Origin of the sequence: Psychrobacter sp. AOP7-B1-24, assembly GCF_052376215.1 — a bacterium.
Taxonomy (GTDB): domain Bacteria; phylum Pseudomonadota; class Gammaproteobacteria; order Pseudomonadales; family Moraxellaceae; genus Psychrobacter.
The window spans coordinates 1-18,746 of sequence record NZ_JBQSVL010000065.1 but is presented as its reverse complement, the minus strand read 5'-3'; the positions used below and the strand labels follow the sequence as shown (position 1 = coordinate 18,746).

The 18,746-nt window shown below is 41.4% G+C and carries 21 protein-coding genes; 8 read left to right on the top strand and 13 right to left on the bottom strand.

Translation table 11 applies throughout. From position 1 onward, the window contains the following. Nucleotides 1-294 precede the first annotated feature (294 nt). Nucleotides 295-540: a hypothetical protein gene (locus ACT3QP_RS11710; RefSeq protein WP_444525622.1), complete on the top strand. Its 246-nt coding sequence runs from the start codon at nt 295-297 to the stop codon at nt 538-540. A gap of 167 nt (nt 541-707) precedes the next feature. Here the strand turns inward: ACT3QP_RS11710 and rtcA are convergent, their stop codons facing one another. The 5 genes from rtcA to ACT3QP_RS11685 all read right to left on the bottom strand — a co-directional run bounded on the left by rtcA (nt 708) and on the right by ACT3QP_RS11685 (nt 5,084). Further along, nucleotides 708-1,841 (bottom strand): RNA 3'-terminal phosphate cyclase, encoded by a 1,134-nt coding sequence (rtcA, locus tag ACT3QP_RS11705; RefSeq protein WP_444525621.1) that lies wholly within the window; start codon nt 1,839-1,841, stop codon nt 708-710. 138 nt (nt 1,842-1,979) lie between these two features. Next, nucleotides 1,980-2,207 carry a hypothetical protein gene (locus ACT3QP_RS11700; protein ID WP_444525620.1) on the bottom strand — a complete coding sequence of 76 codons (228 nt, stop codon included), beginning with the start codon at nt 2,205-2,207 and terminating at the stop codon, nt 1,980-1,982. 562 nt (nt 2,208-2,769) lie between these two features. Beyond that, nucleotides 2,770-3,228 (bottom strand): DIP1984 family protein, encoded by a 459-nt coding sequence (locus ACT3QP_RS11695; RefSeq protein WP_444525619.1) that lies wholly within the window; start codon nt 3,226-3,228, stop codon nt 2,770-2,772. A gap of 148 nt (nt 3,229-3,376) precedes the next feature. After that, the gene (locus ACT3QP_RS11690) at nt 3,377-3,814 is read right to left on the bottom strand and encodes a hypothetical protein (protein WP_444525618.1); all 438 of its coding nucleotides are present in this window, start codon (nt 3,812-3,814) and stop codon (nt 3,377-3,379) included. A 37-nt stretch (nt 3,815-3,851) separates the two neighbouring features. After that, entirely contained in the window at nt 3,852-5,084 is a 1,233-nt protein-coding gene (locus ACT3QP_RS11685; RefSeq protein WP_352259378.1) for an RtcB family protein, read from the bottom strand. 222 nt (nt 5,085-5,306) lie between these two features. On the opposite strand from ACT3QP_RS11685, the gene ACT3QP_RS11680 reads away from it, so the two are divergent. The 3 genes from ACT3QP_RS11680 (at nt 5,307) to ACT3QP_RS11670 (ending at nt 8,530) form a co-directional block, all read left to right on the top strand. Next, nucleotides 5,307-6,308, top strand: coding sequence for a DUF4062 domain-containing protein (locus tag ACT3QP_RS11680; RefSeq protein ID WP_444525617.1), 1,002 nt, complete (start codon nt 5,307-5,309; stop codon nt 6,306-6,308). Further along, nucleotides 6,301-8,007: an RNA repair transcriptional activator RtcR gene (gene rtcR, locus ACT3QP_RS11675; protein WP_444525616.1), complete on the top strand. Its 1,707-nt coding sequence runs from the start codon at nt 6,301-6,303 to the stop codon at nt 8,005-8,007. The genes ACT3QP_RS11680 and rtcR overlap by 8 nt, the downstream gene beginning before the upstream one ends. Before the next feature lie 79 nt (nt 8,008-8,086). After that, nucleotides 8,087-8,530: a lysozyme inhibitor LprI family protein gene (locus tag ACT3QP_RS11670; RefSeq protein WP_444525615.1), complete on the top strand. Its 444-nt coding sequence runs from the start codon at nt 8,087-8,089 to the stop codon at nt 8,528-8,530. Nucleotides 8,531-9,069: 539 nt separating this feature from the next. Here ACT3QP_RS11670 and ACT3QP_RS11665 read toward each other — a convergent pair. The 3 genes from ACT3QP_RS11665 to ACT3QP_RS11655 form a co-directional block, all read right to left on the bottom strand. Further along, nucleotides 9,070-9,234 (bottom strand): hypothetical protein, encoded by a 165-nt coding sequence (locus tag ACT3QP_RS11665; RefSeq protein WP_444525614.1) that lies wholly within the window; start codon nt 9,232-9,234, stop codon nt 9,070-9,072. Between the two features lie 27 nt (nt 9,235-9,261). Further along, entirely contained in the window at nt 9,262-9,621 is a 360-nt protein-coding gene (locus tag ACT3QP_RS11660; RefSeq protein ID WP_444525613.1) for a hypothetical protein, read from the bottom strand. 267 nt (nt 9,622-9,888) lie between these two features. Next, a complete protein-coding gene (locus tag ACT3QP_RS11655) occupies nt 9,889-10,833 on the bottom strand; it encodes a hypothetical protein (protein ID WP_444525612.1) in 945 nt (314 codons plus the stop codon). A gap of 190 nt (nt 10,834-11,023) precedes the next feature. On the opposite strand from ACT3QP_RS11655, the gene ACT3QP_RS11650 reads away from it, so the two are divergent. After that, the gene (locus tag ACT3QP_RS11650) at nt 11,024-11,401 is read left to right on the top strand and encodes a hypothetical protein (RefSeq protein WP_444525611.1); all 378 of its coding nucleotides are present in this window, start codon (nt 11,024-11,026) and stop codon (nt 11,399-11,401) included. Here the strand turns inward: ACT3QP_RS11650 and ACT3QP_RS11645 are convergent. Continuing rightward, the gene (locus ACT3QP_RS11645) at nt 11,398-12,225 is read right to left on the bottom strand and encodes an IclR family transcriptional regulator (protein ID WP_444525610.1); all 828 of its coding nucleotides are present in this window, start codon (nt 12,223-12,225) and stop codon (nt 11,398-11,400) included. The genes ACT3QP_RS11650 and ACT3QP_RS11645 overlap by 4 nt on opposite strands. 176 nt (nt 12,226-12,401) lie before the next feature. Between ACT3QP_RS11645 and ACT3QP_RS11640 the strand changes: the two genes are divergently transcribed. From ACT3QP_RS11640 to ACT3QP_RS11630, 3 genes are all read left to right on the top strand, one after another. After that, nucleotides 12,402-13,586 carry an acyl-CoA dehydrogenase gene (locus ACT3QP_RS11640; protein ID WP_444525609.1) on the top strand — a complete coding sequence of 395 codons (1,185 nt, stop codon included), beginning with the start codon at nt 12,402-12,404 and terminating at the stop codon, nt 13,584-13,586. A 292-nt stretch (nt 13,587-13,878) separates the two neighbouring features. Then, nucleotides 13,879-15,114, top strand: coding sequence for a CaiB/BaiF CoA transferase family protein (locus tag ACT3QP_RS11635; protein WP_444525608.1), 1,236 nt, complete (start codon nt 13,879-13,881; stop codon nt 15,112-15,114). Between the two features lie 196 nt (nt 15,115-15,310). Next, a complete protein-coding gene (locus tag ACT3QP_RS11630) occupies nt 15,311-16,357 on the top strand; it encodes a histone deacetylase family protein (protein ID WP_444525607.1) in 1,047 nt (348 codons plus the stop codon). A gap of 142 nt (nt 16,358-16,499) precedes the next feature. Here ACT3QP_RS11630 and ACT3QP_RS11625 read toward each other — a convergent pair whose 3' ends face one another. From ACT3QP_RS11625 to ACT3QP_RS11610, 4 genes are all read right to left on the bottom strand, one after another. After that, nucleotides 16,500-16,913, bottom strand: a complete 414-nt coding sequence (locus ACT3QP_RS11625; RefSeq protein ID WP_444525606.1) for a hypothetical protein — start codon at nt 16,911-16,913, stop codon at nt 16,500-16,502. A 134-nt stretch (nt 16,914-17,047) separates the two neighbouring features. Next, nucleotides 17,048-17,482, bottom strand: a complete 435-nt coding sequence (locus ACT3QP_RS11620; protein ID WP_444525605.1) for a hypothetical protein — start codon at nt 17,480-17,482, stop codon at nt 17,048-17,050. Nucleotides 17,483-17,609: 127 nt separating this feature from the next. Beyond that, nucleotides 17,610-18,041, bottom strand: coding sequence for a hypothetical protein (locus ACT3QP_RS11615; protein ID WP_444525604.1), 432 nt, complete (start codon nt 18,039-18,041; stop codon nt 17,610-17,612). A 121-nt stretch (nt 18,042-18,162) separates the two neighbouring features. After that, the gene (locus ACT3QP_RS11610; protein ID WP_444525603.1) at nt 18,163-18,579 is read right to left on the bottom strand and encodes a hypothetical protein; all 417 of its coding nucleotides are present in this window, start codon (nt 18,577-18,579) and stop codon (nt 18,163-18,165) included. Between the last annotated feature and the right edge of the window lie 167 nt (nt 18,580-18,746).

The window sequence follows — 18,746 nt, the reverse complement described above, 5'->3', positions numbered from 1 at the left end:
TATTTTTAGTATAAGTATTATTGATTTGTTTATCTTGTTGTACCGTTTGTCATAACAATTTTGCCGTTTGTCATAAAAACAGCACTTAAATATTACAGTTTTAATGCTGCTGTTCTAGACTATATTGTTTGTGGTAATCGATACATACAGTAAGTGATGTCTTACGCATCTTTTTATCACTAAAAAAGTCGTTGCTTACAGCTCATATCAAAATAACAGATTCGGTACTGTTGAAATTAATACTTTACAAATACGTTGTTTTTTAGAGGATTTAGAATGACTAAGGAGCTGACGATGCATAATGGACTAACAGGCAGTGAATTAACACGAGCTATGCTCGCACGAGGTGATAGCGAAATATGGTGTGCAGTTTGTGATGAAAGCGATGAGCAAGCAATGATGGATCATTGTGGCAATGATTTTACAGCATATATCGTATCATATAGTGACGGTTTTTTTTATTGTAGTGCTGGTACACCATGGCGATTTGCTGTGCCAATTAAGATATGCGCTGTCATGCAATATGAAATAGAGATGTAAATATCAGCCAATTTTCTATAAATTGGCTAAAATTTCAGCCTTGCTGAGTCTGCTTTTTGCAGTACTAAGCAAGGCTTTTTTATTTGAATTAGGGCGTGTTGAACATTCACAAATAGTCGCTGTCAGTGCCATGATCGAAAGATCAACACACCCTAAATAGATTGTATTTAAATAATCACTCGCACCAAATTTTTCTGCTCGTCAATCGCTTCAAAGCTAATCTCAACGGGCAAAAATTGCTCAATCAGCCATGCTTGGGTTTCGGTATGCTGACTGATAATTCGTGCAGTAAATTCGCCGCCACCAGATAATGCCAATGGTAATAGCAGCTGGTCGGATAAGTACTCGTCGACTAACGCATTGGTTTTAAAAAGATAGCGTTTGACCAAGCCTGCTAAGCGATTGCCCATCTTCTCCGCTGACGTGCGTTTTTCACCTAATAGGGTAAACATTTCTTGGTGAATCTGGTTGCCATACTGATGAGTAACCAGTGCGGAGCAAGTATTTCCTTCACCGATACCGTCTAGGTGATTGGTATTGCTGGTCATAAGCGTATCATCCACTCCGCTATCCATCAACGTAGCTGTAGCGCTGGCAAGCTCGCGTTTACCAATGTCATATTCTAAATTTAGGACACTGGCGACCAGTGCAATGTTTGTCAGCGTTCCGCGTTCGGTTAGCGTTAACGGCTGTGATCCAGCACGGCGCATAAATGGGGTAATGGTTGCCTTAATCACGCCGCCGCCAATGGGTGCAAACCCTGCTTGCGAGTATTCGATATCTACTTGCATACCTAATTTTGCCAGTGCAGGGACAAATGCGTGCTGTAAAAAGTCCGTGGTGGGCGCTAGAGGGTTGTGCGTACCACCTTTTATCGTGACGGTTGAGGCTGCTTGGATGTTGGTATTGGCAAAAAGTAGGGCAGGGAGTAGCGTTTGTAGTACAAGGTTGGTACTGCCAGCCGAACCAATATCAAAATGGTAATCACCAGATTGAATCGCATTAGGCGCAAAGCGAAACGATGAGCTGCCTAACGCTGCGCCTGTCACGGTGGCATTTGATATTTGCTGAGAGGCCTGCACGCACATCAGGTGTTGACGCATCAATCCAGACTTTGCTCGCCCAGCGCGAATATTGGTGATTTCAATCGGTATGCCTGTGAGCATTGATAAAGATAGTGCCGTACGGATAATTTGCCCACCACCTTCACCAGTGCGGCCGTCGATTTTTAGGGTTGCTGTGTTGGTATTTACAACAGCGCTGCTTGTCGCTTGGGCGCTGTGGTTAGGTGTAAAGCTCATCTTTATCTCTTTTGTTTTGGATTGACTATATAAAATAAAAGAGCCTAAAAAATACGCTATGACGCATATTTTTCGGGCCCTAATAATCTATCAAACTTTAATAGTTCAAGGTGAACCTTGAGATTTAGTTATCAATGATTAGCTGTTGAATTTCTTTGCTATTAGATCTTTGATAAACGCCACGACGGCGGCGCTGTGTTCAGAGTTTTTGATCTCATCTAATAGCTCAGACTTTGACATGCTTTGGTATCTTTGTATGTCTTCGCTACTGATATTTTTTGCGCTATCTATCAATGCAGATAGGCCGTTATCATCAGCGTTATCACCACCTGTTACGGCACCTAACATATCATTCATGTTTATCATTGGTATGTCCTCATAAAAGTAATTATCAAATATTTTAATATAAAAATGCTTGTAACTCTGTGCTGTAGTCACATGCTACGCACGCTTTATTTTACCGCATCTATATTCGTTTAGGGGTATTAACGTCAACATTTTTAGATAACGATTATGCGTATGGCAGATGACTGTGAACCAAAGCTGCCAGATGACTTACGACAAATGGCTTTAAAAATAAGATTGAAACCGACTGTCAGTGTCTGGTGATAAGGTCTAAATAGTGCTGTGTGATAAGTGACAGGTACGGGGCATGAATGGTAAAAAAGACGCTTGCCCGCAACGCCAAGTAGCCACTGCAGTATTTGTTCAACCCCCTGTTGTGGAGTGCGGGGTCTTAACACTCGCCCAGTCGGTTCCAAAAGGGTGGTCTATGCGCTCAAATCAAGCACATATAGTCGAATCACTCTTAAAGTGTTACGGCGTTAGACTCGCTTAGCCTACTACTGTAGTACTTGCGCTCGTCTGCCTTGTATCATTTTTAACATTGATTGACTATAGGAAATTCTAAAATTAGTGATTAAAAAAATCATTCTGCTAAGTCGATTTGCCAGTTATTGGCTTGAATCACAATATTGATTTGACGCAGTTTCATGGCAATATCGTCGGCTTGCTTTTGTAAACTGGCCACCGATACCATGACATTATATTTAATCTCACGATGGCTATAACGGTCTGTTTCGGTATGCGTGGCTGCTATGGCATCGACCAATAGCTTATGGCGCATCTCTAAGGTGTCGCGCTCTACCAACAGCGTTAGCATCGACTGACCTTTATCCGTCTTGGCAATTGCATTGGTACGGTGAATGCGTTCAATCAACGCCGTCAACTCAGTAATGAGCTGGCTGGCATCAATCATTAGCTCGTTTGGGTCCTCAGATGGCGTATCGCCTTCTTGTACTTTAATATTGGCGTTGATACGACCCTTAAGCTGAGCCAGCTTCTTTTGCATATCGCTACGGATAAGTAAGGCTTCTGCGAGTTTCATTTTGGTTTTCCTTAATCTTTCTATAATTGTTATAGTCAGTCCTAAATAAAAGAGATACAACCATGCGATACAGGTTATATTTTACTTGCTTGCTGTGCCTACGCAGACAGGGGCTGCGCAAAATAGAACCTGTATCGCTGTATTTATTTTATAGTGGATCGACTGTATTTATTCTATTGTGACGATACTGCTGATATGCATGTTTAATTTTATCGTAACGTGATAATTGGTCTTGAGTTAATGGTGCATGTTTGAGTTTGCGTAATAATTTTTTGTATAGATAGCCAGAGCGAAAGTAATAAGGTCGCAGCTCGATAAAGCAAATGGCAAACTCTCTAGCGTATACACCATTCGCGCTATCATGAGCGAGTAATTCTATAAGATCCTCTTCACCTTCAAAATTATCACTATGAAATACCAAGGCGCCATAGTTCTGATGAAAATTGGCACACGCGTTTTGCCATGACTCGTAACTTTGTTTATTATCATCTCGCTTAGCAAAAGTACTGCCAATCAAATGATGGAACCTTTGAATTTTTGCTTCGCTTTTTAAGATGTTTTTATGAATAGAGGTTAGTTTTTTCATAGCTTTCTAAATAACTGATTTTATCTCTATGATTGTCTTACCCTTTAACACAAACCACCTGCCGCAGTGTATGTACCACTTCTACCAAATCACTTTGTGCTTGCATCACGTCATCAATGTTTTTATAGGCCGCTGGAATCTCATCAATCACATCCGCGTCTTTTCGACATTCTACGCCCGCAGTCTGCGCAATTTGATCGGCGACTGTAAATACCTTTTTGGCCTCAGTACGTGACATGATACGACCTGCGCCATGCGAGCAAGAGCAAAACGATTCTTCGTTCCCTTTACCACGTACGATGAATGATTTGGCACCCATCGACCCCGGAATAATGCCGTATTCACCAACGCGGGCACGTACCGCGCCTTTGCGGGTCACAAATACTTCTTCGCCATAATGTTGCTCTTTTTCTACATAGTTATGATGACAGTTCACCGCTTTTACGGCAGCATCAAACGGCTTAGGTATGATGTGGCGTAGCGCTTTAATCGCTTTTTCCATCATGATCTCGCGGTTTTTAAAGGCAAAACGCTGCGCCCAACCAACCGCAAACCAATAGTCATCGAAATGCTCTGTACCCTCGGCAAAGTAGGCCAAATCTTTATCAGGCAAGTTGATAAACCACTTACGCATGTCCTCACGTGCCAGCTCAATAAAGTAGCGACCAATGGCATTACCCACACCGCGTGAGCCTGAGTGCAGCATGATCCAAACTTGATTGGTCTCATCAAGGCACACCTCGACGAAATGATTCCCCGTACCCAGCGTACCCAAATGGTTAAGGTTATTGGTGTTTTTTAGGCGAGGGTGCTTTTGAGTTATATAATTAAAGTCATCAACCAGCGTTCCCCAACCGTTCATGACGGTATCGTCAGGGTTTGCCCATGCACCGACATCACGGCGTGACCCGCGACCCCGCGTTTTACTACGACCATGCGGAATCGCTTTTTCCAGTTCGGTACGCAGGCCAAGCAAACTGTCTGGCAAATCGTTTGCGGTTAGGGTGGTTTGTACTGCCATCATTCCGCAGCCGATATCGACGCCAACGGCAGCCGGAATAATCGCTTCTTTAGTCGGCAATACCGTACCAATAGTCGCGCCAATACCGACATGCACATCGGGCATCACCGCAAGCCATTTATATACAAACGGCATTTTTGATGCTTTGATCAATTGGTCGTGCGCTTTTGGATCAACAGGCACGCCCTTGGTCCAAAGTCTGATAGGCGTTCCACCGTCTTGAATAATATTATGAGTAGTTGGTTGCATCGTACGTTCCTTAGTATTTGAAAAAAATTTTTTCTTAATTTATATAATGCTAAGGGCATGCCAAGTTTTTATAATATTTAAAATTTATATATAAGTATTTGATATTATTAATTAATTATAAAAAATAAAAGTGACTGTTAATATGAGATATAATTAAACTAATTTCTGAAAATATGATATTTTATAAAAATATAGAAAGTTAACTATAAAAGGTCGTCGTATATGGATAAGAGATATCAAGTATTTGTGAGTTCTACATTTGCAGACTTACAAGATGAGAGAAGCAATGTTATTCAAACACTTATGGAAATGGACTGTATACCAGCTGGTATGGAGTTGTTTCCTGCTCTAGATGAAGAGCAATTTGAATTCATTAAAAAAGTGATTGATGACAGTGATTATTACCTACTTATTATAGGCGGTAGATACGGTAGTCTGTCTGATGATGGAATTAGCTACACAGAAATGGAGTACGATTATGCCATCAGTAAAGGTATTAAAGTTATCGCATTAGTCCATGGTAGTCCTGAAAAGCTATCGGTTGAGAAGGTAGAGATGAATCCTGAAGCTCAAGATAAATTAGAAAAATTTAGGAATAAAGTGACAACAGGACGTCTAGTTAAATTTTGGAGTGATGCAAAAGAATTGTCAGGCCTAGTTGCGCTCAGTCTACCTAAAACAATTAAAACTTATCCAGCTGTAGGCTGGGTAAGAGGAAATGAAGCAACTGATAATACTGAATTATTAAAGCAACTGAATGACCTCAGACAAGAGAATAGTAAGCTTGAAAAACAGGTAGATCAGTTGCAAAAGAATAGGAGTGAACTATCAAATGTAGCTCAAGGTGATGATGAGGTTTCAATTTCCATAAAATGTAAGATACTAGAAGACGATCAAGAAAAAAATAAATCTTGGGAGCAAAAGGTAACTTGGAATAACTTGTTTAAATGTATTGGTCCAAAAATTCTTAAAAGACAGAATGAAAGTGTAGTTTTCAATACTTTAAGTAAATATATCTCTTCAAGAAAACATGAAAATTGCATTTCTTCAAAAATAGATTTTACTGATTTTGAGAAAGTAAAAATTCAATTCCTATCACTAGGCTATATTAATTTTACTGGTATCGGGGCTACTAGTTATTGGGAGATAACACCTAAAGGTCAAAGCTATTTACTTGAAATAATGTCAGTTAAACGTGAAGCTGTGGAAGCTAACAATGAATAAAACCGCCGTCATCGGCTTCCTTGGCACTACCTTAGACAATGGCTTTAATGACAAGCGTTGGCAACGATGGCGGCCAACCGTGAGCTTAGGTCTGCATGATGAGTTGTTGGTCGATGAGCTGCATATCTTGTATAGTAAGCGTGATAAGCGGCTGTTTAAAATTATTACCGATGATATTGCGCAGGTCAGCCCAAACACTACCGTGATTGGTCATCATGTGGCATTGACCAGTCCGTGGGATTTTGCCGACGTTTATGCTGAGCTGTATGACTTTGCCGCAGGATTTAACTTTCAGGATAGTACCGATTACTTACTGCATCTGACCACGGGTACACACGTGGCGCAGATTTGCTGGTTTTTATTGGTAGAGGCGGGATTTATCCCAGCTGATTTGATTCAAACCTCGCCTTGCCCAAGACCTGACCAAGCTGATCCGCAAGGGCGCTATCAAGTGATTGATTTGGATGTCTCACGCTATGATGGTTTGCGCGAGCGTTTTGAGGCAGAAAAGCAGCAACATTGGCAAACCTTGCAAGCCAATCTAGTCACCCAAAACGCCGCTTATAAAAAGCTCATCTCCGATATCGAAAAAGTCGCCACCCGATCAACTGCACCCATACTACTGATGGGCGCAACAGGGGCGGGCAAGTCGCAATTGGCAGGCCAAATCTACACGCTTAAAAAAGCCAAAGTCAGCAGTACACAAGGCAAAAACACGCTCGAACAATTCGTCGAGGTAAACTGTGCCACGCTGCGTGGTGACACCGCCATGAGTGTGCTATTTGGTCATGTCAAAGGTGCATTTACGGGCGCTGCGACGAGTCGCGATGGACTGCTAAAATCAGCCGATGGTGGGTTATTGTTTTTAGATGAAATCGGTGAGTTGGGGCTGGATGAGCAAGCGATGCTATTGACCGCACTGGAGGAGCAGCGCTTTTATCCGCTCGGTAGTGATACACCGATTAGCGTGTCGTTTCAACTAATGGCAGGCACCAATAAAGACTTGCGGCAAGCGGTCGCTAATGGCGAGTTTCGAGCGGATTTGTTTGCGCGTCTCAATACATGGACGTTCTTTTTACCATCACTCAAAGATAGGTTGGAAGATTTACCAGCCAATATCGATTACGAGCTAGCACGCTTGGGTAGCGAGCAACAACAGCAATATCGATTTACCCCAGAAGCACGGCAGTGTTATGAAAGCTTTGCAATGAGTCAGGATGCGACATGGCAAGGGAATTTTCGTGATTTGACCGCCAGTATGATTCGTTTGACTACACTTGCTGAGAGTAAAGTCATTCGCAATGATGATGTGCAAGCGGAGATTGAGCGATTAACGCATCTTTGGGAATTGCCTGACAGCTTGAATGGGTTAGGCAGCGATAATAAAGGCAATAACGCGAATAAAAATAGCCTAAGCGATATAAGTTCCAATACTACTTTAGATAATGAAACTATCGAGCAGGGTAGCCATAACATTTTACGTCAATATCTCGATGAAGAGATTCTGACAACTATTGATCCGTTTGATGTGGTGCAATTGGCATATGTGATTGAAGTTTGTATCAACCATAAGAACCAAGCAGCGGCGGGGCGTTATCTGTATGCAAATTCGCGCGATAAGCTTAAAAGCCCAAATGATAGCGATAGATTGCGTAAGTATCTGATGAAATTTGGGCTGAGGTTTGATGAGTTGGGGTAGATATTGTATTTAACCAATAAACGCAAATTAGGCAAATAAAGTATACTATTTAGTATGATTAAAAAGATAAGGCAGTATCATGAATGTTAAGCCAACCTCTGCACCGTATGGTTTTATACTGGGTGCATTTACGTTAATGGCAATGCCCGTCTGGGCGAGTAATGGTGATACGGTTGATTGTGAAAAGGCTTATTCGACCTACGCGATGGAGTACTGTGCCGCGCAAAAGAGAGAAGATGCTACTAAAAATATGCGTCGATATCTGATTGCCAGTTATTCTCAATACAGTAAAAACCCTGAGATTGTTGAGGCCATCAAAGCCTCTCAAAAAGCTTGGGAAAAATATGAATATAGTAATTGTGATGCGGTCTATACGTCATGGACGACAGGGTCAATTCGCGGCTTAATGTCTATTAACTGTAGTACCCGAATAACCAAACAACGCACGCATGAGTTGTGGCTGAATTATTTAACGTATATGGACAGTACGCCGCCAGTTTTGCCTGAGCCTTTATTAGATTGATTAGGGCTTGTCCTCAACTCCATCGATAGTCATCTAAAAAATAAAAGATATAGTTTTGGGAAGGAACAAATGGCGATACTATTAATAATTACCTTCTTAAGTTTTTTATCCTTAGTCGTCAGTTTGTTCATTAACGGATCTGGCGGACTATACACTCATTCTTATATCGAAAATAATGACTTATATAAAATTTCTGAATTACAGGGTTCAGGCGATAATGATCACATACTATTGATAATAGGTAGTCTGATTTTATTTATACTGATGATTGTAACTGTACTCGTGAGACCTGTTAGATATGAAAAAAAATTATATTTGTTTTTGATATATTTAACCTTAAGTTTATATATATTCACCTTGATGGAAACTTCTAATTTAATTGAAATCAGTTACTCAACGATATTTCTTGGAAAAAACTATACATATTTAATATGGGTATTAATTTATATCTTAATGTTCATGACTACAGCTTGCAAAGTGATTTTTCTAAAAAAAAGTGCTACTAGAACTACATAATAGACCTCTTGCTTAAGTCGTTGCTAGCTCTTATGGTTCCAAAAGTGAGACTTGACGATGAATGCCTGCTGTCCATCACTGTTTGGGAAGATATCATCTAGATATTTGGCATGGTAAATGTCAATATCTTCATTACAGCCTGTCAGGAGTAGACAAGTAACAATGAGGCTATAAAGGTGTTTTGGCATATGAATATAACTACTTGTTAGTAAAAATTATTCCTCACAGTTAAAGCATTGCCTATCGTCATCATACATTTGACATACAAGATAATCCAATCTAATCGCATCATATTCTGACTTTAAGTATTGATTGTCATAAGTGATATTTTTATCGTACTCTAAAAAGTTATATATTTTTTGATAGTTTACAGGTTCGATATTTTCTTTTGACCACTGTTCTATGTCACCACATGTCGGACGGTTCCAAAAGTGAGATTTGACGATGAATGTCTGCTGTCCATCACTGTTTGGGAAAATATCATCTAGATATTTGGCATGATAAATGTCAATATCTTTGTCACAGCCTGTCAGGAGTAGACAAATGACAATGAGGCTATAAAGGTGTTTTGACATTGCAACTCTTCAGGATTATTGTTTTTTATGATAATAAAAAGGGTGTAAACAAAGACCTTTTACTAATGGCGTAACGATGGTTTTGTTATTGGGATACACTTCTATTTGAAACCTACAGTAAGCTGCTTATCCTATATAGTCTGGTGTTTTCGTAAAAGTCACACCATCTAGATCGTATATATTTTCATCTGTAAGATAGTCCCCGAAATATGAATAATCTATGCCAAGATAAATATCAGTACCCAGGAAAAGAGAATTTTTGTTAGCTTAAAAGTCATAGCCTTCAACCACTGGCGTGTCTATCGAGAAGTCAATTTGGTAATTATGAGTGGCATCTTTTTCATTAATAATGCCATTACCGTCACTGTCGGACTGGGTAATAAAATAGTAACGCGCAACTTGTGGCATCCACTTAGTCGATTGTACATACTCATTATCAGGATGCAGTTTGGTCAGTTGCTTACCCATATTGTCACTCATGTATAACGCTTGTTGACGCATGATATTTTTGTCTTCTTCGTCAGGCTGATTGGGCGTTTCAGAGACATGGTAAATGATATGATTGAAAGGGGTATTGATAGTCACTTTTTCGGTATCTCTAGGAGCATCTTGCTCTGCATAAGGACTGGCTTCATGATCTATGTCAGCTGACATTTCATTGTCATATGCAAGTGCTTCATCTTGTAAGATATCTTTAGCTGCAATGAATTTGTATTGCGTGGTATATGGTAGGAATATCTGATTGATGATGAAGTTGTCATCGGGCATTAGTCTTTGCGTGTTACCTGTCGCTATCTCTTCAAACACAAAGTTACTGGCATGCGTGTTATATCGATAAGTGCTTTGTCGCTCAAATATAGGATAGACCATTTCTCCTTTTCTATATTTAATACTGCTCAAGCCTGCTTCTTGGTCTTCTATATCAATCGGCGTAATAGGGTGCAATAGTGCGGGCGTACCATTGATATATTGTGGGAACTGTATGCTAGTAGAATCCTGTATAGCTGTGTCTGCTGCTGCGTTTTCTCCATCGGCTGTTTGGCTGGTATTATCGGCCTGATTATTAGCAGCGTCCTGAGTATCTGTCTGCTGGCAAGCGCTAAGCGTTAGGGCACACAGTAAGCCAATACCTAAATTAATTCCCAGTTTTGAACGTAAACCAAAATCTAAATAAGAGGTTTGTCCATTTTGACTTTTATTATGGTGTCTCATCAGTAATCCTAATTAACTTTTGTTTTGTAATTAGTCTTTATGATATACAGATATAACGAATTTTCAATCAAGTTAAATGGAAAGTACGTGGAATAGTCTGATGTTTGTTATCCGTTATGATACTTTTAAAGATAATGTCATCACTGAATGATTTTCTATGGAACTACATAGTTTTTTATGGAGCTAGAATATGCACTTGCTTACGTCAACGATTTGTATTTCTCTAGCTGTCTTATTAACTGCTTGCAACCCGTTAAATCGAGAGGATGGAGCAGTCGTAGATAGTTCGACTGCCACAATAGGTATTACCGAAAGGGCAGCATTTGAATTATTAATAGTGGCTTTAGAACAGCGTCCGAACGCAGATTTGGATTGTTTACAGTTTCTCCCTGAGAGTAACAATGACGACGCCATAGCGAGCAGTTGGGAGTTTGCCGCTATTGAAGTTCATGATGACACCTGTGGTGGCGATCCTTACGTGGGTCATGTCCGTGATCGCTATAAGGTTAGTGCAGACGATTCGGTGATGATCTATGATCCTAGAGACGCTGAATACAAACCGTTTTAATTCCCACCACCAATCCGCTCCGCCAATACCTGTAACTTTGGCACTATCATCGCGGCATAGTCATCCGCTTCCCAGTTGGCACTTGGCACACTGGCATTGAGCGAGTAGGTATATTGCCCAGTTGCGACATCAAACACGCCAATGGCTACCGCCAATATGTCAGTAGAAAAATCTCCATCAGATACCGTATAGCTATACTTCTCATAATGCTCTGCCGCGCTGGCTAGGGCAGTTTGTGCATGGTTATAATCCTCGATAGACAACTGTTCTTGTAAATTGCTACGAATCACAGCCTGTCTTGCTTGTGAGCTTGCCGCATAAAAAGCACGTCCGATGGCTGTGCGTGCTACTGGAACGGCTGAACCAACCTGTAAATTTACCGATAGACGAGCAGGACTACGGCAGCAGGCGTGATAGCGCATCTCTCCTTCGACTTCGGTCGCCAAATTCACTGATACTTCGTTTTCACTAGCGAATTGCCGCAGTAAAGGCTCAGCCGCTGCGACCATGTCGTGACGACTCCACGCGGTAGCACTCAATCGAACAGTACTACTGCCCAATTGATACTGTCCATGCTCAGTGACACGTAAAAACCCAAGCGTGGTTAGGGTATGAATCAGGCGAGTGATGGTTGCTTTTGGTAGCGCTGTCATCTGACACAACTGCTGATGGGTGAGCCTATCATCATGTTCAAATGCTGCGAGTAGCGTCAGCCCACGACCCAATGCTGTAACAAACTGCCGATCATTATCTTCCTTGCTTTGTTCAATTGTGGTCGTCATACGATCCAATAATGGTATGGCTGTCGATAAGGATTTTGTCATTTTATACTCATATTTTTTGGATAAAGGTTTACAGCGCAGCGAAAGTTTGCTTAAATGGTTTTAACTTATGAAACTAAGTTTCGCACAGCGGAATTATGAAGTCAATAGCCTATTAATCCAAACCATTTATTAATCACCATTCATCGGTCAGGATGACTGATATCAAGGAGCTCCACATGGCAACATCTACTCGTCCAAGTTTTGATTGGGAAGACCCATTTTTATTACGTGACCAGCTCACTGACGAAGAACGCATGGTGACGGATAGTGCCCGCCAGTTTTTCCAAAATGAGCTGATGCCTGGCATTTTAGAGGCCAACCGTAACGAGAATTTTGATCGCAATATCATGCGTCAAATGGGTGAGATGGGTCTACTGGGTGTGACGATCGAAGGCTATGGCTGTGCTGGTTTATCGAGTGTTGCCTATGGTCTGATTGCTAAGGAAGTAGAAGCTGTTGATTCGGGCTACCGCTCAGCGATGAGTGTGCAGTCAAGTTTGGTTATGCATCCTATTTGGGCGTATGGCACAGAAGAGCAAAGAGAGCGTTATTTACCAAAGCTTGCGACAGGTGAGTATGTTGGCTGTTTTGGTTTGACTGAGCCAGATTCAGGTTCTGATCCTTCGTCAATGTCGACGCGTGCGCGCGCTGTGGATGGCGGTTATGAGCTGACGGGCAATAAAATGTGGATTACCAACAGCCCTATCGCTGATGTGTTTGTCGTTTGGGCAAAAGACGATGCTGGTGAGATTCGTGGTTTTGTTTTAGACAAAGGCATGAAAGGCTTGTCAGCACCGAAAATCGAAGGCAAGTTCTCATTACGTGCGTCAGTCACAGGTGAGATTGTGATGGACAAAGTGTTCGTTCCTGAAGCCAATGCTTTCCCAGATATCCGTGGTTTAAAAGGCCCATTTGGCTGCTTAAATAAAGCGCGTTATGGTATCGCATGGGGCGCGATGGGTGCGGCTGAATTCTGCTGGAAAGCCGCTCGTCAGTACACGTTAGATCGTAAGCAGTTTGGTCGTCCGCTCGCCGCGACGCAGCTGGTACAGTTGAAGCTTGCTAATATGCAGACTGAAATCACCTTAGGTTTGCAAGCCGCGTTACGTGTGGGTCGTCTGATGGATGAAGACAACGCAGCGCCTGAGATGATTTCACTCATTAAGCGTAATAACTGCGGTAAAGCACTGGATATCGCACGTATTTCTCGTGACATGCATGGCGGTAATGGCATCTCTGATGAATTCCATGTTATTCGTCACGTCATGAACTTGGAAGCGGTCAACACTTATGAAGGCACACATGATATCCATGCGCTTATCTTAGGTCGTGCGCAGACGGGCATTCAAGCGTTCTTTTAAGCGTTTTATAGTCAAGTCTATATAAATCCGCTACATCGTCATCCTCGCTAAGCATACTAATGTATAACTTGCACTCGGTTTCCTTGTATCGAAATTATATTGAACTGACTATAGCTAAAAGTGTTTGGTGCAACTGTATTCTATGACGTACGTGACTGCTTGGCTTTTTACGAAGCATATATAAGCAGTAACGTACGTTTTTTAGTTGTTATTCATGATTTAACTGCTTATTAATTACATCATGAATAACAATTTCATTACCAAAAAATTCGCCACACAATAAGGGATTATTATGACTGTCGATAGCAATAGCGATAACAGCAATAACAGCAATGAATTGGCAAAAGGTGCATTGCACGGTATCAAAGTTCTTGATCTATCGAGAGTGCTGGCTGGCCCTTCTTGTACCCAAGTGCTTGCTGATCTTGGTGCAGAAGTCATCAAGGTTGAGCGTCCGCATATCGGTGATGAAACGCGTCATTGGGCACCGCCAATATTTAGCGATGATACGTCCGCTTATTATGCGACAATTAACCGCAATAAAAAATCGCTCACGGTAGATATCACCAAGCCTGCAGGACAAGACATTATTAAAAAACTGGCCGCTGATAGTGATATCTTGGTAGAAAACTTTAAAGTGGGTGGGCTGAAAAAATACGGCTTGGATTATGACAGTCTAAAACAACATAATCCGCGACTGATTTATGCGTCATTGACAGGGTTTGGTCAGACAGGGCCAGATGCTGCGCGCCCTGGTTACGATTATATTATTCAAGGGTTGTCAGGGCTGATGAGCATTACAGGGCCAAGTGATGGAGAACCGCATAAGGTTGGTGTCGCAGTGGTCGATTTGTTTGCAGGGTTGCAGCTGACGATTGGTATACAAGCAGCACTGTTGGCACGTCAAAATACTGGACTTGGACAACACGTCGATGTGGCATTGCTTGATAGTGCACTTGCCATGCTGGCCAATGTCGGCATGAACCATTTGGCATCGGGTAAAGTCCCGCCCAGACTGGGTAATCAGCACCCCAATATCGTACCTTATCAAGTATTCGCAGGTCAGGGCGAGCAGCACTTTATCTTAGCCTGTGGTAATGACAGTCAGTTTGCCAAACTGTGTGACGTGCTTGCAGTTAATTGGCATACCGATGATCGCTTTACGACCAATCCAGCACGTGTGACCAATCGTGTGCTGCTATGTAATGAGCTGAGCAAAAAATTTGCCGCGCAACCACGCATTTATTGGTTGGAGGTTTTAGATCAAGCAGGTATTCCATGCGGTGCGATTCATAATGTCGCTGAAGCCTTAGCCATGCCGCAAGCGTTGGCACGTGAGATGATCGTTAATTTCACGGACCAAGGCAGTCCGGTAAGAGCACTTGGTAGCCCAATTAAATTATCTGCATCACCCGTCACTTATCGTACGCCGCCACCAAGATTAAGCGCGCATACTGATAGCACGCTGGCAAATTTAGGCTATGATAAGGCTACGATAGCCAAGCTAAAAGCCGATGGGATTGTTTAGTCACTCTAAGTGTCTATTTTTAACAATAAAATGGCAAAAAATAGTCTTGTCTCCTTCTGTTAGTATTGGCGCAGTTTTAGTTATTAGCAGTGTTTATTTGTGAATGTTCAACACGCTTTAATATCAGTAATACCAAACACTGAAAATAAAATAGAATGTTTCAAACATGATGGTGTCCAACAAAGGAGTGTTAAATATGAAAATCTATAGTCATGAAAATTTAAGCCTGCATAGACCGCTGCCATATTTTTCTTATGGAAAAATGCATGAGCCGTTAGAGATACCAGAGCGTATGGTTGAGTTTTTAAAAGCGCCAGCAGCGTTAGGTTTAGAAGTGACGACAGCTACCGATGTCGGCATTGGACCGGTACTGGCAGTTCATGATTTTGGTTATGTTGAGTTTCTTAAGCATGGCTATGACGATTGGATGGCAGTTGAGGAAGATTTGGGCGCGCAGGTTCAAACAGGTATTTTTGTACCTTATGACAATCCTGGTATCGGTATCATGGCAAAAGCGTCAAAGTATCAGGCAGATGACTGCGCACCCATCAGCGAGCATTCTTGGACCTCTATTTACTGGTCGGCACAGACTGCACTCAATGCGGCTGAAACACTGTTAAATGACAATGCGTCAGATACCGTTCGTGATGAAAATCATATACAGCTTTGCTTTTCACGGCCGCCGGGTCATCATGCTCGCAAAAGCGCTGCGGGTGGGTTTTGTTATTTGAATAACGCCGCCATCATTGCTGAACATCTACGCCAGAAATATGCAAAAATCGCCATCGTAGATACTGATATGCATCATGGGCAAGGTATCCAAGAGATATTTTACGACCGTAAAGATGTGCTCTATACCTCGGTCCATGGAGATCCTGTTAACTTCTACCCAGCAGTGACAGGGCATGCATTTGAAAAAGGCGTCGGCGAGGGCGAAGGCTACAATATCAATTTTCCGATGCCACATGGTACCGACGAAGCTGGATTTTTTGAGTATGTTGATAAGTCTATTGAGGCAATGACACTATTTGACCCTGATGTTATCGTTCATGTCTTGGGGTTTGATGTTTATGAGAACGATCCAGAAGCGAAATGTGCCGTGAGTACCGAAGGCTTCAAGGTATTGGCACAAAAAATGAAAGCGCTAAACAAGCCGTTGATTGTCTTAGTTGAAGGTGGCTATTATATTCAAAAGCTCAATGATAATCTGCAATCCTTTTTATCGGGGCTTATTGCAGAGTAGCGCTGACATAGCTGAAAACGCAGTCGTAATGGAGAGCAAGAAAATTGGTTGCAGGGTTTTGGAAGCGAAACTCTGTATCCATATTTTATGAGTAAGCAATAAATCTGAATGTTCAACACAACTTAATGTTTTAGTTGGTTTTTTATTCCCACATAATAGGTTTTACACTGCCATTTGTGCAAGTGAAAGCCACATATGAGTAACCATCAGGAAATCCATTATCTCTTCTAAACTTCATAATGCCACCCTGCTGATTAGTAATAACCTTGCTTTGACAATCCGTGACTTTATTCAGTAAATATGCTTTTCCATCCTTGCACATATAGTCAGTGGTTCCTTTTGGTAAATCATTATCCTGCCAAAACCTATCAGCTGCTGACGGTTTATCACTTGTGCTTAAGCGAAACCCCTGACAGTCTCCCACTGTTCCCTGATCGTTTGACAGATATTCTGTTCTATCTCCTGATAAATAGTCACTATTCCAGTTTTGAAGGGTACCGCAGGCAGTGAGAGAGAGAAGGCAGACACCAGCTAAGATAGTATTGAGAATTTTCATAATATTACTCCTGTTGATTAGCCTTGAATGAGGTAGCGGAAAATTTTTCTTATTGTCCGTAGAGATAACAACAGGCGTTGAACGATTCAGCAACTATTTAAAGCAGCATTTGCAGCCGCGTTCATCAAGATAAGCTATTTATTGGTATAATCTACAGGAACCACGTTACTACCTTGACAGTTAAACATGGTGTACCAAACCATTTCACCATCTTCATATCTGGGAAAATCATTGTTGAGCTTGAACTGCGTAATGCCACCCGGCTGTTTGGCGATGAGGTTGCCTTGACAGTCAGTGACTTTGCTAGGTAAGTATGCTTTGCCGTCTTTGCAAACAAAGTCAGTGGTCCCTTTTGGTAGGTTGTTAGTTTTCCAAAAAGTATCAGCTGCTGACACAGTATTAGGGTTCGTGAGTATGAAGTTTCCTTGACAGTCTCCCACTAGCCCCTGATCGTCTGATAGATATTCTCCTCCTCCTGATAAATAACTACTATTCCAGTTTTGAAGATTGCCGCAGGCCGTGATAGAGAATAGGCAAACACCTGCTAGGATAGTGTTGATGATTTTCATAATGTTGCTCCTGTTAATTAACCGTGAATGAGGTGTCGGGAAGACAGATTTTTATTATTGTTCTTAGGGATAACAGCAGGCGTTGAATGATTAAGTAAGCATTTAAAGTAGCTTTCATCAAGATAAACTACTTATTAGTATGATCTACAGGAACAACTTTACTGCCTTGACAGTTAAATATGGTGTACCAAACCATTTCACCATCTTCATATCTGGGGAAATCATTGTTGAGTTTGAACTGCGCAATACCGCCTGATTGTTTGGCGATGAGGTTGCCTTGACAGTCCGTGACCTTACTAGGTAAGTAGGCTTTGCCATCTTTACAGACAAAATTAGCCGTTCCTTTAGGTAAGTTATTAGCTTGCCAGAATCGATTAGCTGCTGACTCAGAATTATGCTTCGTGCTTATGAGGTCCCCATAACAGCTTAATACCATTCCCTGATCGTCTGATAGATATTCTCCACCTGATAAATAGTCACTATTCCAGTTTTGAAGATTGCCGCAGGCGGTGAGAGAGAGTAGGCAAACACCTGCTAAGATAGTATTGATCATTGTCATAATGTTACTCCTGTTGATTAACCTTGAATGACGTAGCGATAGTATTATCTATATTTACGATAATCATATAAGTAGAATCAACTAAACCGTAGCTAACTATTAGGATTAAGCATTCAATCGTTTATTGTAAGCTGCTTAAAGGAACAGGAGTAACAGTGCCATTATTGCAAGTAAACCTCATATTTCCATTATTCAAATTATACTTTGCTCTAAATCCTTCAACGCCACCAGATTGCTTAGCAATGAGATTGCCTTGACAGTCCGTGACCTTGCTAGGTAAGTAAGCTTTGCCGTCTTTACAGACAAAATTAGTATTTCCTTTAGATAAGTTATTATCTTGCCAAAACCTTTCGGCTTCTGAACTAGGTTCGCCAGTAAGACTTAAGTGATTTCCTCTACAATCTCTAATTAGTCCTTGATCATCTGATAGATATTCTGTTCCTCCTGATAAATAGTCACTATTCCAGTTTTGAAGAGTACCGCAGGCGGTGAGAGAGAGTAGGCAGACACCAGCTAAGATAGTATTGAGAATTTTCATAATGTTATTCCTGTTGGTTAACCTTGAATGAGGTAGCGGAATTTTTTCTTATTGTTCGTATAGATAACAACAGGCGTTGAACGATTCAGTAACTATTTAAAGCAGCGCTCATCAAGATAGACTACTTTTCATTAGAATTTACAGGAATAAAATTACCGCCTTATATC

Bases quoted from the DNA above. Each gene is read 5' to 3' on its own strand.
- ACT3QP_RS11710 (WP_444525622.1), top strand. From the start codon at position 295: ATGCATAATGGACTAACAGGCAGTGAATTAACACGAGCTATGCTCGCA.
- ACT3QP_RS11655 (WP_444525612.1), bottom strand. From the start codon at position 10,833: ATGAGACACCATAATAAAAGTCAAAATGGACAAACCTCTTATTTAGAT.
- ACT3QP_RS11690 (WP_444525618.1), bottom strand. From the start codon at position 3,814: ATGAAAAAACTAACCTCTATTCATAAAAACATCTTAAAAAGCGAAGCA.
- rtcA (WP_444525621.1), bottom strand. From the start codon at position 1,841: ATGAGCTTTACACCTAACCACAGCGCCCAAGCGACAAGCAGCGCTGTT.
- ACT3QP_RS11695 (WP_444525619.1), bottom strand. From the start codon at position 3,228: ATGAAACTCGCAGAAGCCTTACTTATCCGTAGCGATATGCAAAAGAAG.
- ACT3QP_RS11645 (WP_444525610.1), bottom strand. From the start codon at position 12,225: ATGACAAAATCCTTATCGACAGCCATACCATTATTGGATCGTATGACG.
- ACT3QP_RS11680 (WP_444525617.1), top strand. From the start codon at position 5,307: ATGGATAAGAGATATCAAGTATTTGTGAGTTCTACATTTGCAGACTTA.
- ACT3QP_RS11700 (WP_444525620.1), bottom strand. From the start codon at position 2,207: ATGATAAACATGAATGATATGTTAGGTGCCGTAACAGGTGGTGATAAC.
- rtcR (WP_444525616.1), top strand. From the start codon at position 6,301: ATGAATAAAACCGCCGTCATCGGCTTCCTTGGCACTACCTTAGACAAT.
- ACT3QP_RS11630 (WP_444525607.1), top strand. From the start codon at position 15,311: ATGAAAATCTATAGTCATGAAAATTTAAGCCTGCATAGACCGCTGCCA.
- ACT3QP_RS11610 (WP_444525603.1), bottom strand. From the start codon at position 18,579: ATGAAAATTCTCAATACTATCTTAGCTGGTGTCTGCCTACTCTCTCTC.
- ACT3QP_RS11620 (WP_444525605.1), bottom strand. From the start codon at position 17,482: ATGAAAATCATCAACACTATCCTAGCAGGTGTTTGCCTATTCTCTATC.
- ACT3QP_RS11665 (WP_444525614.1), bottom strand. From the start codon at position 9,234: ATGCCAAAACACCTTTATAGCCTCATTGTTACTTGTCTACTCCTGACA.
- ACT3QP_RS11660 (WP_444525613.1), bottom strand. From the start codon at position 9,621: ATGTCAAAACACCTTTATAGCCTCATTGTCATTTGTCTACTCCTGACA.
- ACT3QP_RS11650 (WP_444525611.1), top strand. From the start codon at position 11,024: ATGCACTTGCTTACGTCAACGATTTGTATTTCTCTAGCTGTCTTATTA.
- ACT3QP_RS11635 (WP_444525608.1), top strand. From the start codon at position 13,879: ATGACTGTCGATAGCAATAGCGATAACAGCAATAACAGCAATGAATTG.
- ACT3QP_RS11685 (WP_352259378.1), bottom strand. From the start codon at position 5,084: ATGCAACCAACTACTCATAATATTATTCAAGACGGTGGAACGCCTATC.
- ACT3QP_RS11640 (WP_444525609.1), top strand. From the start codon at position 12,402: ATGGCAACATCTACTCGTCCAAGTTTTGATTGGGAAGACCCATTTTTA.
- ACT3QP_RS11670 (WP_444525615.1), top strand. From the start codon at position 8,087: ATGAATGTTAAGCCAACCTCTGCACCGTATGGTTTTATACTGGGTGCA.
- ACT3QP_RS11615 (WP_444525604.1), bottom strand. From the start codon at position 18,041: ATGACAATGATCAATACTATCTTAGCAGGTGTTTGCCTACTCTCTCTC.
- ACT3QP_RS11625 (WP_444525606.1), bottom strand. From the start codon at position 16,913: ATGAAAATTCTCAATACTATCTTAGCTGGTGTCTGCCTTCTCTCTCTC.